Raw genomic sequence first — 16467 nt, 5'->3', positions numbered from 1 at the left:
ATGCGCGCCAAGGTGGCCGGGCTGGACTGCCAGAACGAGGTGCGTCAGCTCAAGGCAGCCGTCGGGCACTTGGTCGGCGGTGAGGACCGGCTCAGCTTCGATACAGCCAACGGCGTAATGACGGTCGTATCCAAGGAAGCCTCCGCGGACGCGATCGAAAGAGCGGTGGCTCAGACCGGCATGCGGGTTCTATCGTGGCTTTCGGGCCCGGAGCCAAGGCCCCGGCGCTTCCACGTCGAGGGACTCGACTGCCGAAACGAGGCCAGGGCACTGACGGCGGCTCTCTCGCAACTCGTCGGCGGCGAGAGCAATCTCTCCTTCGACACCCGAAAAGGCCTCATGGTGATCGGCTCACAAGCGAACGCCTCTCTCGCGGATATCGAGCAGGCGGTAGCGAGCACCGGCATGCGGGCCCGGCTCCTCGCGGATGAGGTCGCGGACGAGGAGCCGCTGAGCTTCGAAATCGAAGGGCTGGACTGCCAGAACGAGGTGCGCCAGCTCAAGGCAGCCGTCGGGCCCCTGGTCGGCGGTGAGGACAAGCTCTCCTTCGATGACAAACGCGGCCTGATGACCGTTGCCTCCGGATCAGCCTCGGTCGCGCTGATCGCGCAGGCAATTGCAGGAACGGGAATGCGTGCCCGCCTGCGTTCCCAGGGCGATACCACTTTTGCAACCGGAGGCCCGTTGCGCTTCAAGATTCATGGTCTCGACTGTCAGAATGAGGTTCGGCAGCTAAAGGCCGCCGTCGGACCTATTGTCGGCGGCGAAGACAAGCTTTCTTTCGATACCAAGCGCGGCCTGATGGAGGTCGCGCCTCAGGCGCTCGCCTCGGCCGCTGCCATTACGGAAACCGTATGGCGCACAGGCATGGCGGCTGAGCCGTGGACGGATGGAGCGGAATCTATGGCGTCCGCTCCGGTCCAGGCGCCGTCCTGCTCTGCGTGCGGGGCTGAGGCTCTGACCGCTCCCGTCCCGGCTGTCGAGCCGGGGCACGCGGTCTTCAAGATCCATGGCATGGATTGCGGCGATGAGGTTGCCGTGCTCAAGCGCGAGGTCGGCCCAATTGTAAGCGGCGACGACAAGCTGGCCTTCGATCTGATCAATGGCCGGATGTCGATTGCCGGCAACCCGGATTCAACCGTTCTTGCGCAGGTCGAAAAAGCGGTTGCCCGGACCGGCATGCGCGCCGAGCCTTGGACCGAAGGCTCGACCGAAGGCAGCGCAGCAGAAGAGCGGCGCCGGCGCACCCAGTCACTTCTCACCGCCGCAAGCGGCATCCTCGCTGCTTTGGGCTTTGCCTATCACGCTTGGGCAGCCGGCAGCCTCGTCGCGGCCGTCAGCGAAACGCCGGACCCAACGGCAGCGGGAGTGCCGGCGCCGGCGGTCATCGCGTATGTGTTCTCAATCCTGTGCGCTGTTCGCTATGTTGCGCCCAAGGCCCTACTGGCAGCCCGTCGCCTTCGCCCCGACATGAACCTCCTGATGGTCGTGGCGGTCGCGGGCGCCGTTATCATAGGCCAATGGTTTGAGGCCGCGACCGTCTCGTTCCTGTTCGCCGTCTCTCTGGCGCTGGAAGCCTGGAGCCTGGGACGGGCCCGTCGCGCGGTTGCTGCGCTCATGGAACTCGCCCCCACGACAGCTTTGGTGCGGTTTCCGGACGCGACCGAGCGCGAAGTGCAGGCATCCGAGGTGGCGATCGGGGCTCATGTGATCGTCCGTCCGGGCGACAAGATCCCGCTCGACGGCCGCGTCATCTCCGGTGAAAGCGAAGTCAATCAGGCACCGATCACGGGCGAAAGCGTGCCCGTTGCGGTGTCGCCCGACTCAGAGGTCTTCGCCGGGACCATCAACGGCGAAGGTGCGCTCGCGATCGAGACGACCAAGGCCGCTGGGGACACGACGCTTGCTCGGATCATCCGCATGGTCGGCTCGGCCCAGAGCCGGCGCGCGCCGACCGAGCAGTGGGTCGAGCGCTTTGCACGTATCTATACGCCGGCGGTCATGGCCATGGCACTGATTGTGTTCCTGGTGCCGCCGCTTCTGTTCGGTGGTCTTTGGGAGGTGTGGTTCTATCGCGCACTGGTCCTGCTCGTGATCGCCTGCCCCTGCGCGCTCGTAATCTCGACACCGGTAAGCATCGTCGCCGCGCTCGCCGGCGCGGCGAAGCAGGGTGTTCTGGTGAAGGGCGGCGTTCATCTCGAGACGCCGGCGCATCTGACTGCCATCGCCATGGACAAGACCGGCACCCTCACGGAGGGCCGACCCCGGGTGGTGGAGCTTGTGCCGCTGGGCGGGCGCAGCGAAGACGATCTCCTCGGTCTGGCGGCGGCGCTGGAAGCCCGCAGCGAGCATCCGCTCGCCCGGGCGATCCTGGAGAAGGCGGCGGAGCGCAGTGTCGCCGTTCGAGCGGCAGACGCGGTGCAGGCAATCCGAGGCCGCGGCGTCATCGGTCGGGTGCAAGGTCGGGAAGCCTGGCTCGGATCGCGGCGCTTGCTCGAGGAACGGGGCGCAACCCTTTCCGAGGCTGGCATCCTGGACAAGGCCGATGGATTGGCCGGTGCGGGGCGCACGGTCGTTGCGGTTGGCGATGGCGATTCGGTATGGGGCCTGATCGCGACGGCCGACGCCGTCAGGCCGCAGGCTCGCCGTCTTGTCGCGGATCTCCACGCCGCTGGGATCCGCCGGGTCGTGATGCTCACCGGCGACAACCGCGCTACGGCTGAGGCGATCGCCCGTGAGACAGGCGTGGACGAGGTCCACGCCGAGCTCCTTCCCGAGCACAAGGTCGAGGCCGTCGAGAAGCTGGCCGAGGACCATAAGGCCATTGCCATGATCGGCGACGGCGTCAATGACGCGCCGGCGATGGCTCGCGCCAATCTGGGCATCGCGATGGGTGCGATCGGCAGCGATGCCGCAATCGAGACGGCCGACATCGCGCTCATGCAGGACGACCTGTCACGGCTACCATGGCTCATTCGCCATTCCCGCGCCACGCTTGGGATCATCCGGCAGAACATCGGCTTCTCGCTCGGCGTGAAGCTGCTGTTCACCGTCCTGACGGTGATCGGTCTCGCCTCACTCTGGGGTGCCATCGCGGCCGATGTCGGAGCCTCGCTGCTCGTGGTCCTCAACGGGTTGCGGCTGCTGGGCCGTGACCAGCACGCAAACGCCTGAACACGGGATCGGAAGCATGAGCGTCTGGATCTGGATGGCGGTTCTGCTAGCGGCGGTTTACGCGGCGCACTGGGAGTCGAAGCACCTCGCGAAGCCCTTCAAGAAAGTGCGCCGGCAGTGGGGCATCTCGGCCGCAGCGAACGGCTCGTTAATCGGCATCGCGACCGCCGCCTCTTATCGGCGCCTATGCAGCTTACGTGCTGATCGTCCTCTTCGGGGTTCTGGGGGTGCTGTAGACCATCAACTCGCCAGTGTGCGGCTGATGATCGGCTCGAAAGGTTGGCTTCTGGCCCCGCCACGCGAAAGGACAACCAAAAGGAGACAGGTATGACATTGCGACTTGGCGACATCGCACCGGATTTCGAGCAGGACTCGACCGAAGGCCGGATCCGCTTCCACGAATGGGCCGGCGACAATTGGGTCGTGCTCTTCTCGCACCCGAAGAACTTCACCCCTGTCTGCACCACCGAACTCGGCGCGGTGGCTAAGCTGAAGCCCGAATTCGATCGGCGCAACGTGAAGGTGATCGGGCTGTCGGTGGATCCGGTCTCCGAACACGGCCGCTGGGCTGCCGACATCGAGGAGACGCAAGGGGCGGCGCTGAACTTCCCGCTCATCGCCGACCCCGACCGCACGGTGTCGGACCTCTACGGCATGATCCATCCGAACGCGAGCGACACGCTGACTGTGCGCTCGGTGTTCGTCATCGACCCGCAGAAGAAGGTGCGGCTGATCCTTACCTATCCGGCCGCCACGGGCCGCAACTTCGACGAGATCCTCCGGGCCGTCGACTCCCTACAGCTGACCGACGGCTACAGCGTTGCGACCCCGGCCGACTGGGAGCAGGGTGAGGATGTGATCATCGCGCCATCGCTGTCCGACGAGCAGGCCCGCGAGAGGTTCCCGCAAGGCTGGAAGACGCTGAAGCCCTATCTCAGAGTCACGCCGCAGCCGAACCGATGAAAGATCAGGCCGGAGCTGGACTGGCGCCCCTCGCGCCAGTTCAGCTCCGGCAACGAGGACCCAAGGATGCAGCTAACGGAAGGTTCGGAGCCAACTCGAACAGGGGTGACATCTACAACCCGACGCTACGTTCCAGCAGCCGGCCTGCGGGCGCTGACCCGGCTCTACGATCCGGCTCTCGCCTTGCTTTATCGGGAGCAGACTTGGAAGCACCGTCTGGTCGAACAGGTCGCGCCCCTCGTTGGGCAACGGATCCTGGATCTTGGCTGTGGCACCGGAACGCTGATGCTGATGCTCCAGCAGGCGTGCCCCAAGGCCGGAATCGTTGGCCTCGACCCCGACCCACAAGTACTGGCGCTCGCAAGAGAGAAGTCAGAGACTGCAGGCATCACAATGACGTTCGTTCAAGGTTTTGCCGATGCTCCGCCGGAGAGCGAAATCCTCCAATCCGGAAGCTTCGACGCAATCGTCTCAAGCCTGGTCTTCCACCATTTAAGCCCGGCTCAGAAGACAGCGGCTTTCGTCGAGGCGCACCGACTGCTTCGGCACGGCGGTGCGATGCACGTGGCGGATTGGGGCTCGCCTCAGAACCGGCTGATGCGCCTCCTGTTCTACCCGGTGCAGGTCCTGGACGGGTTTGGCAACACTGCCGACAACATCCAGGGTCGCCTACCCTTGCTCATGCGGAATGCCGGGTTCCGGGACACCGCCGAGACATTCCGGTTTTCAACCGTGTCCGGCACGCTCGCATTTGTTCGTGGGCAAAAGCCTACCCAATGAGCGCTGGAGGATTGATTGCCGTGAGAAGATCGAACGGCAGCGGCGACTTGGACAATTTGGCGGTGACAATGACCACTACGAGATCGAACGGGAGCTCATTGTGAGGAACGCTCAGGGGTTTAAACCCTCGACGATCGGTGTTCTGGCGTGAGCGCCCGGGGACCGGAAGCAGACCGATGAGCGCGCCGAGCGCAACAAAGGACGTCGGAAAACAGCGCAATAAGCCGCGACGCTTGGTCCTCTTCATGCCGCTTGCGGCATTCATGGCGCTGACGGCTGTCTTTGTTTGGGGTCTCGGCCGCGATCCCAACCAGATCCCCTCGCAGCTCATCGGAAAGCCTGTTCCGGAGTTCACTCTGCCGCCCGTCCAGGGACGGATGCTCGGGCTGTCGAGCGCGGACCTGAAAGGCGAGGTGTCGCTCGTAAACGTCTTTGCATCCTGGTGCGTCGCCTGCCGAGACGAGCACCCGCTGCTGATGAGATTGAAGGAGAACGGCATCGTGCCGGTTCACGGCATCAACTACAAGGATCGTCCCCAGGATGCCGCACGCTGGCTCGGCGCCCTTGGCGATCCCTACACTCGTACCGGCGCCGATATCGACGGCCGGGTCGCGATCGACTGGGGCGTCTACGGCGTGCCGGAAACCTTCGTCGTCGATAGTGACGGCACGATCGTCTACAAGCAGATCGGCCCGATCACCAAGGCGGCGTTGAAGGAAACGATCCTCCCGCTCGTGGCGCGGCTGCAAGCGGAGTGAGCCGGATGCGCATGACACGGGGCCGCCTGTGGCTCGTCCTCCTCATCATCTGCCTCGGTCTGGCGGGCGCCGGCGCGGGAACGCTTCTACTCAATGCGGAGACCTCCGGCGCAGCGGGCGCAATCGCGGACCTCACCTTTGAGGATTCCGAAGGCAATTCCGTCAGCTTGGCGGACTTCCGTGGCAAGGCCGTTTTGCTGAACGTCTGGGCCACGTGGTGTCCGCCGTGCCGCGAGGAGATGCCCTCGCTCGACCGGCTACAGGCCGAACTAGGCGGGCCGGATTTCGAGGTTGTGCCCCTGTCGATCGACCGCAACGGTCTCGATGCCGTTCGCCCCTTCTTCGCCGAGATCGGCATTGAGAACCTGGACATCTATCTCGACCAGCCTGCCGCTAGCATGAAGGCCCTCAATGTTCTCGGCCTCCCCACGACCCTGCTTATCGACAGCAGCGGCCGCGAGTTGCAGCGCTGGGCCGGGCCGAAGGAGTGGGACAGCCCGGAGGTGATCGCGGAGATCCGCGGCTATCTCGATCCCACTGACACGTCTTCGCGCTCGGGAACGGCATCACAATGAAGGACCCGAAGCTAAATCCCCGCGTTCGCACTCATTGTGCCAAGTTGGGCAACCGAAGTTAACCTCATGTCCAAACGAACTATAGGCTCTGCTGTTTCGCTTGCGCTTTCGGTGCTGGCTGTCGGCCTGTCCGGAGCAGCACTCCTTTTTGCAACCGGAACCCTGGATGCCGAGAGGCCTGTCTCTGCCGACTTCGCGTCGCAGGCCCGGAGCTACCTGCTCGAGAACCCCGAAGTGCTAGTCGAATCCTTCCGTCTTCTCGAGGAGCGCCAACAGGCCGCCGAGACGAACGAGCTGCAGGTCGTCATCGCCGAACGGCGTGACGAAATCTTTCATGATCCGGCTGCGCCCGTCGGCGGCAATCCACAGGGCGCGGTCACGCTGGTCGAGTTCTTCGACTACAACTGCCCCTACTGCCGCAAGGCGATCCCCGTTCTGGCCGAGGCCGAAGAGGCCAACGACGAACTGCGGGTCGTCTACAAGGAGTTCCCGATCCTCGGGCCCGGTTCGGAGTTCGCGGCGCGGGCGGCACTCGCCTCCCAGAAGCAGGGCAGATACGAGCCGTTCCACGAGGCCATGATGGCCTATTCGGGATCGATCGACGAGAGCTCCACGCTGGAGATCGCGGCCCAGGTCGGCCTCGATGTCGAGCAACTCAAGCAGGACATGCAGGACCCGCAGATCGAGGAGGCGATCGGCCGCAACCTCGCGCTGGCGCAAGCTCTGCGGATCACCGGCACGCCGACCTTCATCGTTGGCGACGAAATCGTGCGTGGTCTCGTCGACGCCGCAACCCTGCAAGAGATCATCGCCGACGCGACAACGCCGGGCGAGCGCTGAGGGATGCTCGAGATCTCCAATATCGGCGTCCTGACGGCGCTTGCGGCGGGCGCCATATCGTTCCTCTCGCCATGCGTGCTGCCGCTAGTGCCGGGCTACATCTCGTATATCGCTGGCAATTCGGCAGGCAGCGGCGAACTGTCCCGCTCGCGTGGCGGCCGCCTCTCCACGCTGTTGCTGAGTGCGCTCTTCGTGCTCGGCTTCTCCACCATCTTTATCGCCCTTGGCGCGAGCGCCACTGCCGCCAGCCGTCTTCTCCTAGCCTATCGCTACGAGACGAACATCGTCGGTGGCGCGATCATCATCCTGTTCGGCGTCTTCATGACCGGACTGGTGCGGCTGCCTTGGCTGGAGCGGGACGTGCGCTTTCATGGCGAGGTACGCGGCGGCCGGCCTCTCGGGGCCTATCTGCTGGGGCTGGCCTTCGGGTTCGGCTGGACCCCCTGCATCGGCCCGATCCTCGGCGCGATCCTGACCGTGAGCGCTTTGTCCGCGACGGCCTCGGACGGCATCGCCCTTCTCAGCATCTACTCGGTCGGGCTCGGTCTGCCTTTTCTAGCGGCGGCGCTATTCACAGACGGGCTGGCGAAACGCTTGAAGTCGATGCGGCGCGCCGGGCGGCTGCTCCAGATCGGAGCGGGTGGGATCATGATCGCCATGGGCCTCGCCATGATCACCGGCAAGATGTCGATGTTCGCCTTCTGGCTACTTCAGCGCTTCCCCATTTTTGGGAGTATTGGGTGAGAACCGCGACGCACCACGACGGAGGGAGATCTTAGCTAGTGGAAAAGTACCCCGCCCGCATGACCAGGAGGGAGCTGTTTGCAGCTCTGGCTGGCGTCGCTTTGCTATTTCCTCCACAGGCCGCCACTGCACACAGCTACAAGCTCGGCGATATCGCCGTCGGCCATGTCTGGGCGTCTCAGCCCGAGAGCGGCGGGGGCGTCGCGGTGTATGGGCCAATCTTGAACCAGGGAGATGCGGCGGTCCAGCTAATCGATGCTTCAACTCCGGTTGCCGAAGACGTGCGCATCCGAACGGCGGCGGACGGAGAGGAGCGCTGGTCCGATACGATCGATCTCGAGCCCGGCAAGCCTCTCGCATTGGCGCCTTGGCGCCAACATCTCTGGCTGAGCGGCCTGAAACGTGAGCTGAAGGAAGGCGACGCGTTCGACCTGACCCTCGATTTCGGAGGTGCAGGGTCGTTGACAATGCAGGTCGAGATCGAGCCGGGTGGTGGCAATTGATCCACGAGCTCCCGCCCCGCACCGAACGGCAATTCCCCACGATTGCGGACGTTTTGATGACAGCCTCGGGAATGCTCTTCCCGGCGCTTGGCCAAATCGGCTGAGCTTTTAACAACCCTTGCGGAGAAAGCTTGCGGCATGCTGCGGCTCGGACTTCCCATCGCGCTTTTCTGGTTCGTTGTCGATCAGGCGACGAAATGGTGGATCCTGAACCACGTTATGGATCCTCCTCGCGTGATCCCGATCACCGGCTTCTTCAACCTTGTCCTCGGACGCAACACGGGTGTGAGCTTCGGCCTCTTCGGCGACGCACCCCCTTGGGTTCTGATGGCCTTTGCGCTCGCGATAGCGGCCGTGATGGTCGTCTGGATGGCGCGTGCCGAAAGTCGGCTGACGGCGATTGGCCTCGGGCTCATCATCGGGGGTGCAATGGGTAATGTTCTCGATCGGCTGCGCCTTGGCGGTGTGACGGACTTTCTGGACTTTTATATCGGGCAGTGGCACTGGCCATCGTTCAACATGGCGGACGTGGGCATCGTCTGCGGCGTCGGGCTTCTGCTGCTGGACAGCTTTCTGCCAAGCAAGCGAGCCGAGCCTTCTCGGACGTAACGAGGCGCGGGCCGGTGCTCCATCTCAGCCGCAAGACCGACGTCTGGCCCCGGACACGGGATCGCAGGGCCGCTTACAGCGCACCCTCGCTGGCGTTGCGATGCGTGCTGGCGGCTAGCCTCGGTGGGTTCGCCGCGCTTTCGCTTGCGCCGTTCTTTCTTACGCCGCTCCTCTTCGTCGCCTTTGCCGGTCTCTTCCGGCTGGTCGATCAGACCCGAACTTGGCGCGGCGCATTGCTTGCGGGATGGCTTTTCGGGCTCGCCCATTTCCTGGTCGGCCTCAGCTGGATCGCCGAAAGCTTCTATGTCGATGCCGAACAGTTCGGTGCCCTCGCAATTCCCGCTGTGGCTGCCCTCAGCGCATTCCTGGCGTTCTTCCCGGCTGCGGCCTGTGGTGTGGCGAAATCGATCAGCGTCACCGGCTGGAGGTTGCTCCTTGCATTCGCCGTCTCCTGGACCGCTGCCGAATGGCTACGGGGACATGTCCTCACGGGCTTCCCGTGGAATCTGATCGGCTATGCCTGGGGCGTTGCCGACGAGCCGCTCCAAGCGGCTTCGGTCATCGGCATCTACGGTCTTAGCTTCCTGACCGTCCTTCTGGCCGCAGCACCGGGGCTCTGCCTTCGCGAAGCTGCCCCTCCGGGTCTGCGCCGCTGGGCCCCGCTCGTCATTGCAGCCGTGGGTGTTCTTGCGTTGTGGGGCTTCGGCGCCGTGCGCCTCGCGGGGCCGACGGCCGCAGATGTGCCCGGTGTGCGCTTGCGCATCGTGCAGGCCAGCATTCCGCAGACCATGAAATGGGACCCCCGCGAGAGCCAGAGCATTCTCGACCACTATCTAGCCCTCAGCGCACGACCGGCCCCGGTTCAACCGACCCATATCATCTGGCCGGAGACTGCCGTCCCCTACCTAATTGCCGAAGACGCAAGCATCCGTAATGCGATGGCGGCGGTGGTTCCGTCTGGAGGCGCGCTCCTGAGCGGAGCCGTCCGCCGCGTAGCGGATTTCGAAGAGCGTCCGGCCCTGCTCAACAGCCTCCTGGCTCTCGATCCCTCCGGCGACATCATCTCAGCGTACGACAAAGTCCGACTGGTGCCGTTTGGTGAATATACCCCGCTTCGCCAGGTCCTGCCGCTGCAGAAGCTGACAGAGGGCAGCATCGATTATGTCCCGGGCGATGCACGCACCGTGCTTGCCGTGCCCGGTTTGCCGCCAGCCGGCCCGATGATCTGCTATGAGGCGATCTTCCCAAGCGCCGCGTGGCGGGGAGGGCAGCCCCAGTGGCTCCTCAACGTCACGAACGATGCCTGGTTCGGCACCTCGTCCGGCCCTTACCAGCACTTCCTTGCAGCACGCGTGCGGGCGATCGAGGAGGGGCTGCCGCTCGTGCGCGCGGCGAACACCGGGATTTCAGCCGTCACAGATGCCTATGGACGCATCAGGCACTCGCTGCCGCTGGGCGCGGTCGGGATTATCGATGCAGCCCTTCCTGCCGCTTTGGGCGGCCAGACGCTGTACGCCTTCTTTGGAGATGCGCCGCTCGCCCTGACCATGCTGCTCAGTCTCGGACTTATTGCCGTCAGTCGGCGGCGCGAGGCAACTGCGCCGCAGCCTCCGTAAGATCCATCCAGCCGATAGCACAGATCCCGTCTGTCATGCCCATCGAGTTGCGAGGATGCTTCGTGAACGCAGCAGAGCAAAAAGACCAAAAAAACATCATTGATCTCGACTCCGTTCAACGTAGGCGGAAGGTAGCGCTCCGGATTGCGGTGATTCTGGTTCTTGGAATCCTGCCAATCATGCAATCGACTTGGCCCGTTGAGAGGACCACCCACGAGACAGTCGAGATTATCAGTCTGATCCTGATCTCAATTGCAGTTCTCGGCCGGGTGTGGTGCACCCTCTACATTGGAGGGAGGAAAGTGCAAGAGATTGTCGACACCGGCCCCTACTCGATCAGCCGAAATCCCCTCTACATGTTCAACTTTCTCGGTGCCGTCGGCGTCGGTGCCCAGACCGGAAGCATGTTGGCTGGGCCGCTATTTGCGCTGGCGACTTTCCTGATATTTTTTCCGGTAATCCTAAGCGAAGAAAAGGCGCTTCTGAGAAAGTTCGGCGAAGCATTCGAAACCTATAGGCAACGTGTCCCGCGCTTTGGCCCAAGCCTGAGGGGGTGGCGGGACATGGAAGCGGTCCTCATACGGCCCCCATTGCTCTGGCGTACTCTTCGTGACGGTTTGGTGTTCTTCCTTGTTGTTCCTGCCTTCGAGTTGATCGACTGGTTGCAGGTTCTAGGATTTGTCACCCCGCTTTTCCATCTGCCCTGATGAGGCGCCGACGATTTCAAAAGCCTTGAAAAGACCTTCAGCACCCGGGCGATCATGACATGGAGAACATGGTGGATGGGTGCATCGATCAAGAACACGCTGGAGCTTTGGTTTGGGCGGCGTCGTTGCGTGACGTGAAGGCGCGGATGCGGCTTTGTGCGCTCGGTCGGGGTGACGCTCGTGGAGCTGTTCGCCGGTCTCTTCATCATCCGTCAGCTCGCCTGAGATAGGACGATTCCATGCCCTTCCACCCCTCCGGAACCCGGTTTGTCCAGTTAGCCCGAAAAGAAATCGGACCTCTTGCAGCGCTACTGGTAGCCGCAGCCCTCATTCTATCCTTCAGTTATCTTGCGATGGAGGTGCTGGAGGGAGATACGGCCGCGTTCGATCGTGCCTTTATCCTCGCCCTGCGCACAAGTGGTAGTCTCGCAGACCCGATCGGTCCCGCCTGGCTGGAAGAGATGGGTAGGGATGCGACTGCTCTCGGCAGCTACGCGTTTCTAGGTTTCGTGTTCTTCTCCACACTTGGTTACCTCATCTTGCTGCGCAAGCGTTCGGCCGCCGTCCTCATGACGGTAGCGGTGCTCGGTGGCGCCGTCCTCAGCATGATCTTCAAGCTCGGCCTCGATCGTGCCCGACCCGATCTTCCCCATGCCGCACGGGTTTTCACCGCCAGCTTTCCGAGCGGCCACACGACGCTCTCTACCGTCACCTTCCTGACCCTCGGGGCGCTCCTGACGCGTGTCCACGCCGAGCGTCGCTTCAAGATCTACTTCATGACCCTCGCCGTGATCCTGACTATCTCCGTCGGCCTCAGCCGACTCTATCTCGGCGTCCATTATCCGACCGACGTGCTCGCCGGATGGTCCCTCGGTGCGGCCTGGGCCATCTTGTGCTGGATGGTGGCGTTGTGGCTTCAGCATCAGGGCGAGATTGAACTACCGAGCGAGTCGCATCCCGGCCAGCCCTTCGAGGAGTCCCCATGAAGACCGCTCTCGCTTGCTAGCAATTTTGTGCGCTCACGTCGGCGACGTCGGCACGCTCTCAGCGGTATTCGCCACGATCGGGTGAAAAACCTCAATTCCGATTTTGCCACCTTCATTTGCACCATCGCCACCTGATCGCTTCGGCGCGCTTCTGGCAGCGACTGAGCAGTTCGAGCCGCCTGGCTCCTCATCGAGCGGAGTTATGCACTCTTCTTTCTCTCTGGCTTGGCGACGGACGGTTCGTGGAACCGGATCGTGGCGCAGATCGTCGTGGTCGATCAGATCCTCGTAACCAGTGCCACGGCGAACACCCATTGGCGATCAGCGTGTGCACATCATGCAACTTCCGTGCCGTCGAGCGCCGTCCGTGAAGCAAGCGCAAAACCGATCCACGCCGGACAGCATTAACCCGCTCGATCAGTTCAGCATCACTCGACGTATCAGCCGCGAATGATATATTGTCCTGCACGATCAGGGAAGATAGCCATGAGTGTGAGAGCTTCAACGGAGGATGGGGCGCGCTAATCACCAGCTTCGTGATCTGGCTACTCCAGAGTTCCCGGCGCCAGGACGCATTGCATGAATGAGCTTGGACAACGGAAACATACAGATTGCAGCTCCGCTTCCTGCCGAAGAATCGAGTATGAGTTATGAGCAATTTGCCCCACGACAGTTCCAATTCATCAGAACAGAGCGAACGAAAGGCGCTTAGATGGGTTCTTGCGATCAATATTGCTCAAGTCGCCATTGCAGGAGGATTAGGATGGTGGGCACAGTCAACAGGGCTGATGGGTTCTGCTCTCGATAATCTTGGTGATGCATGTGTCTACGCCATCAGCCTCTTCGTCGTGGGTCGTGGTCTATTAGCGAAGGTTCGAGTTGCGCGATTGTCGGGTATCCTTCTGATTATATTCGCTGGTCTCCTTTTATTTGAGGTCGGCCGTCGGTTCTTCACCGGATCCGATCCAATAGGACCAGTCATGATTGTCGTAGCAATCGCGAACGCCCTGACGAACATGGTCTGCATGCGGTTGTTAAAATCTCATCGAAAAAGCGGCGTACATCTACAAGCCTCATGGATTTTCACGTCAAACGACATGCTCGTGAACGCCGCGATCGCTCTTTCGGGTCTTGCCGTAATTCTTTTCAATTCGCCTTATCCAGATTTGATCATTGGCTTGGGTGTGGTCGTCATCGTTGTCAGAAGCGGCTTTGAAATCCTTGAGAAAGCCAACGAGGCTGGAGCAATAGGAAACCCATCTTGACTAACTTGCACGCCTTACCCGTGACCCAAGCTTTACAGAAATCGACATTCTGGTGGTCGGTGCGGGACAGCCGGTTCCGCAGCCGGCAATCTGTTTGCAGCCGTGTATGCTGCCGATGGAGATCGGAGCATCTCGCTGATGTGGCGATCGTCAGCGGCGTCGGCCTTCTCCTGCTCGAAAGTGTATGGCCGAGAAACGAGATGAGGGTCCGAAAGGCTGACCCGAAATCCGTCCGATGAAGGCGCCTTGATGCCCCAGGTTCCCCGCGACAACAGGCCAGACGCAACGCTGGCACTCCTGGCTGACCCCTACAGGTTCATCTCGAAGCAGTGCCGTGCCTATGGATCGGACCTGTTCGAGACCCGGCTCATGCTTCGCAAGACAATCTGTATGACGGGGCCGGAGGCGGCCCGGCTGTTCTACGATCAGAGCCGGTTCATGCGGCAGGGCGCCATGATCGGGCGCATCCAAAAGACGCTGCTCGGAAAGGGCGGCGTACAAGGGCTGGACGACGAGGCCCACCGACACCGCAAGCAAATGTTCATGTCGCTGATGACCCCCGAGCGGATCGAAGGGTTGATGGCGACAACCGCGGAGGAATGGCAGGCACGCGCTCGCCTGTGGGCGCTGAGGGACGAGATCGTCCTATACGACGAGCTTCACGAACTTCTGACCCGAGCCGCCTGCGCCTGGGCCGGGGTGCCGCTTCCCGAGTCTCAGGTTCGACAGCGGACGCACGAGATCACCGCGCTGTTCGACGCCGCAGGATCAGTCGGCCCCGCGCACTGGCGGGCGCGTTGGGCGCGCAAGCGGGCCAATCGCTGGATCGAGAATATCGTCGGGCAGATCCGTTCAGGGCAAATCCGCCCGCCGGAAGGATCGGCTGCTTCGATCATTGCGGAGCACCGGGACTTGAACGGCGAGTTGCTGAGCCCGCACGTTGCCGCTGTGGAAGTCCTCAACGTGATCAGGCCGATCGTCGCCGTCGGCGTCTATGTCACCTTCGTCGCCCATGCCCTCCACCAGTTTCCTGAATGCCGGCGCAAGCTCGAAGCTGGCGACGACACGAGCTATACGGAAATGTTCGTCCAGGAGGTTCGGCGCTTCTACCCCTTCTTTCCCGCTGTCGCAGCGCTGGTGCGCGGCGACTTCGAGTGGAGGGGATACCGTTTCCCCGCCAGAAGACGCGTTATCCTAGACCTTTACGGGACAAACCACGACGCCAGGACGTGGGACGCGCCTGAGGTGTTTCAGCCAGAGCGATTTCGCGAATGGGACGGAAGCCCCTTCAGCCTCATTCCCCAGGGCGGCGGGAACCACGACGTGAACCACCGCTGCCCGGGCGAGTGGATCACGATCGGGCTCATGAAGCAGGCGGCGGACGTTCTGGCCAGGCGCATCAGATACGACGTGCCGGAGCAGGATCTTCAGGTTGATTATTCCAGGCTGCCAGCCTTGCCCCGAAGCCGGTTCATCATCTGCCGGGTGAGGGAGGCTACGAGCGCTCCTGCCTAGGCCGAGCCTCGCAGCTCATCACTGTCATTTAGTGAAGGCTCATTTTCAGCTATCGTTTTCTCACAATCCGCCCTCGAAAAAGCGCTTTAATGGCCGCACCTGACCCGAAAACACCCGCCTGCCGGCCCGACAAGAGCCCGGAAGCCATCGAGCGCCGGCGCCGTCTCCTTCAGGCCGCCATGCACGAGTCCGAGATGGAAGGAATCCGCGCCAGGGATCCGGAAACCGACTATCTCCAAGACGCATACATCGCCGGCGATATGACCACGGATGAGATGATCGCGGCGCTCGACAGGCACTATAAGCCACAGGTAAAGCGCAGCCACGAATCCCCCTGCGAAACCGCCGCGCGGCTTCGGGCTGAAATGGGGATCGAGCTGAAGGAGGGCGTGAGCAAACCCCTTCCCAAAGCTGCCTACGACGAAATGTGGGGCGAGGATCAATGCCCGTCGGCGCCGACAAGGGATTGAGCTGTCCGGCGTGGGCGGTCAGCCACGCCTATTTGCAGCTCCGTCCTCATCCATCGCCCATTCCTCCGAGCCTTCCAGCTCAGTCGCCAAGGCCTCGATCGCGTCGGCCTCGGCCTCCGTCATCTCCTCGATGCCGATCGCGGCCCGCACGCCATGATCGCAGCCGCAACGCGGGCAGACCAGCTCGCCATGCCATTCGGCATGACCGTCGAATCCGCACTCGTGACACTGAAACCGCGCCATACTCTCTCCTGGGCACCCGTCTAGCGGCCCGGCCTGACGTTGACGGTGCAGCTCTGCGCCTCGCCCGTTTCCCTGGCCTGGGCGCGACAGGCGTCCAGCGCCTCGCTGTTGCTGTCCGCCAGAGTCCATGCCTGGGCAATGAAGTTCCAGCTCTCGGGGCTCTCGGCTCCCATCATGCTCATGCCGGCGTTCCAGCGCGTGTCGCCCATCGTGAGCGCCGCCATGCGGGTGCCGATCGCTTCCGGCAGAACGCGGCCGAGAAGGGGAAACAGGACCAGACCGGCGACAACGCCGGCGGCGGCCGCCCCGATCAGCCACTTGCGCTGCTCGCCCCGGTCCCGGATCGTCTCTGCAGCCATGCTGAGCCTGTTGGCCGCATCCAGCACCCGGCGCTCAGCCTCGCGCATGTCGCTCTGGATCGGGCGGAAGATCTCCGAACGGGCATTGTGCATCTGTCGCCCGAACGCCTCCGGCGTGAGCTGCGCGCCCGTGTGCTTCTCCAGAGCGTCGATCCGCACCACGGCTGCGTGCAGGTTCTTGGCGATCTGGCCGAGCGTGGAGCTGTAGTCCGGCGCCCGCTGCCCTTCCAGCGCCGCCGGCAGCTCCTCCATCGCCTGCCGCATCACCGTCACCTCGGCCCGCAGACCCTCAAAGGCGCGCGTGGCGGGGTCCTGTGGCGGCACGCGGCCGCCGGCGTCTTCGTCCTGCCGCATGGGCCT

Annotated in this window: 17 protein-coding genes; 15 read left to right on the top strand and 2 right to left on the bottom strand. The window is 63.0% G+C overall.

The genetic code is table 11. The annotated features are described in order from the left end of the window. Window positions 1–12 precede the first annotated feature (12 nt). The 15 genes from L0F51_RS19795 to L0F51_RS19725 all read left to right on the top strand — a co-directional run bounded on the left by L0F51_RS19795 (window position 13) and on the right by L0F51_RS19725 (window position 15505). Window positions 13–3174, top strand: a complete 3162-nt coding sequence (locus L0F51_RS19795; RefSeq protein ID WP_234630874.1) for a heavy metal translocating P-type ATPase — start codon at window positions 13–15, stop codon at window positions 3172–3174. A gap of 327 nt (window positions 3175–3501) precedes the next feature. Then, the gene (locus tag L0F51_RS19790) at window positions 3502–4137 is read left to right on the top strand and encodes a peroxiredoxin (RefSeq protein WP_078710422.1); all 636 of its coding nucleotides are present in this window, start codon (window positions 3502–3504) and stop codon (window positions 4135–4137) included. Window positions 4138–4203: 66 nt separating this feature from the next. Next, window positions 4204–4917: a class I SAM-dependent methyltransferase gene (locus L0F51_RS19785; RefSeq protein ID WP_078710421.1), complete on the top strand. Its 714-nt coding sequence runs from the start codon at window positions 4204–4206 to the stop codon at window positions 4915–4917. 233 nt (window positions 4918–5150) lie between these two features. Next, a complete protein-coding gene (locus L0F51_RS19780; RefSeq protein ID WP_370642468.1) occupies window positions 5151–5675 on the top strand; it encodes a DsbE family thiol:disulfide interchange protein in 525 nt (174 codons plus the stop codon). Between the two features lie 5 nt (window positions 5676–5680). After that, window positions 5681–6250 (top strand): TlpA disulfide reductase family protein, encoded by a 570-nt coding sequence (locus tag L0F51_RS19775; protein WP_234630873.1) that lies wholly within the window; start codon window positions 5681–5683, stop codon window positions 6248–6250. Window positions 6251–6316: 66 nt separating this feature from the next. Next, window positions 6317–7090 carry a DsbA family protein gene (locus L0F51_RS19770; RefSeq protein WP_078710419.1) on the top strand — a complete coding sequence of 258 codons (774 nt, stop codon included), beginning with the start codon at window positions 6317–6319 and terminating at the stop codon, window positions 7088–7090. Between the two features lie 3 nt (window positions 7091–7093). Beyond that, window positions 7094–7834 carry a cytochrome c biogenesis CcdA family protein gene (locus L0F51_RS19765; RefSeq protein WP_078710418.1) on the top strand — a complete coding sequence of 247 codons (741 nt, stop codon included), beginning with the start codon at window positions 7094–7096 and terminating at the stop codon, window positions 7832–7834. Window positions 7835–7893: 59 nt separating this feature from the next. After that, complete coding sequence (locus tag L0F51_RS19760) at window positions 7894–8337, top strand: copper chaperone PCu(A)C (RefSeq protein ID WP_078710417.1); 444 nt, start codon at window positions 7894–7896, stop codon at window positions 8335–8337. Between the two features lie 138 nt (window positions 8338–8475). Beyond that, window positions 8476–8946 carry a signal peptidase II gene (gene lspA, locus L0F51_RS19755; RefSeq protein ID WP_078710416.1) on the top strand — a complete coding sequence of 157 codons (471 nt, stop codon included), beginning with the start codon at window positions 8476–8478 and terminating at the stop codon, window positions 8944–8946. Window positions 8947–9050: 104 nt separating this feature from the next. After that, window positions 9051–10562 (top strand): apolipoprotein N-acyltransferase, encoded by a 1512-nt coding sequence (gene lnt / locus L0F51_RS19750; protein ID WP_234630872.1) that lies wholly within the window; start codon window positions 9051–9053, stop codon window positions 10560–10562. Between the two features lie 62 nt (window positions 10563–10624). Next, window positions 10625–11269 carry an isoprenylcysteine carboxylmethyltransferase family protein gene (locus tag L0F51_RS19745; protein WP_165690942.1) on the top strand — a complete coding sequence of 215 codons (645 nt, stop codon included), beginning with the start codon at window positions 10625–10627 and terminating at the stop codon, window positions 11267–11269. Between the two features lie 239 nt (window positions 11270–11508). Further along, window positions 11509–12255: a phosphatase PAP2 family protein gene (locus L0F51_RS19740; RefSeq protein ID WP_078710414.1), complete on the top strand. Its 747-nt coding sequence runs from the start codon at window positions 11509–11511 to the stop codon at window positions 12253–12255. A gap of 650 nt (window positions 12256–12905) precedes the next feature. Beyond that, on the top strand, window positions 12906–13520 hold the full coding sequence (locus tag L0F51_RS19735; protein WP_078710413.1) for a cation transporter: 615 nt from the start codon (window positions 12906–12908) through the stop codon (window positions 13518–13520). A gap of 369 nt (window positions 13521–13889) precedes the next feature. Further along, window positions 13890–15035 (top strand): cytochrome P450, encoded by a 1146-nt coding sequence (locus L0F51_RS19730; protein ID WP_234630871.1) that lies wholly within the window; start codon window positions 13890–13892, stop codon window positions 15033–15035. An 89-nt stretch (window positions 15036–15124) separates the two neighbouring features. Further along, complete coding sequence (locus tag L0F51_RS19725) at window positions 15125–15505, top strand: antitoxin VbhA family protein (RefSeq protein ID WP_078710411.1); 381 nt, start codon at window positions 15125–15127, stop codon at window positions 15503–15505. A gap of 18 nt (window positions 15506–15523) precedes the next feature. Here L0F51_RS19725 and L0F51_RS19720 read toward each other — a convergent pair whose 3' ends face one another. Further along, window positions 15524–15748 (bottom strand): hypothetical protein, encoded by a 225-nt coding sequence (locus L0F51_RS19720; protein ID WP_078710410.1) that lies wholly within the window; start codon window positions 15746–15748, stop codon window positions 15524–15526. Between the two features lie 20 nt (window positions 15749–15768). Beyond that, window positions 15769–16461 carry a DUF6118 family protein gene (locus tag L0F51_RS19715; RefSeq protein WP_078710409.1) on the bottom strand — a complete coding sequence of 231 codons (693 nt, stop codon included), beginning with the start codon at window positions 16459–16461 and terminating at the stop codon, window positions 15769–15771. Between the last annotated feature and the right edge of the window lie 6 nt (window positions 16462–16467).

This window comes from Afifella sp. H1R, from assembly GCF_021462425.1.
In the GTDB taxonomy this organism is placed as follows: Bacteria; Pseudomonadota; Alphaproteobacteria; order Rhizobiales; family Afifellaceae; genus Afifella; species Afifella aestuarii.
This window is presented reverse-complemented; position numbering and strand designations above follow the sequence as displayed.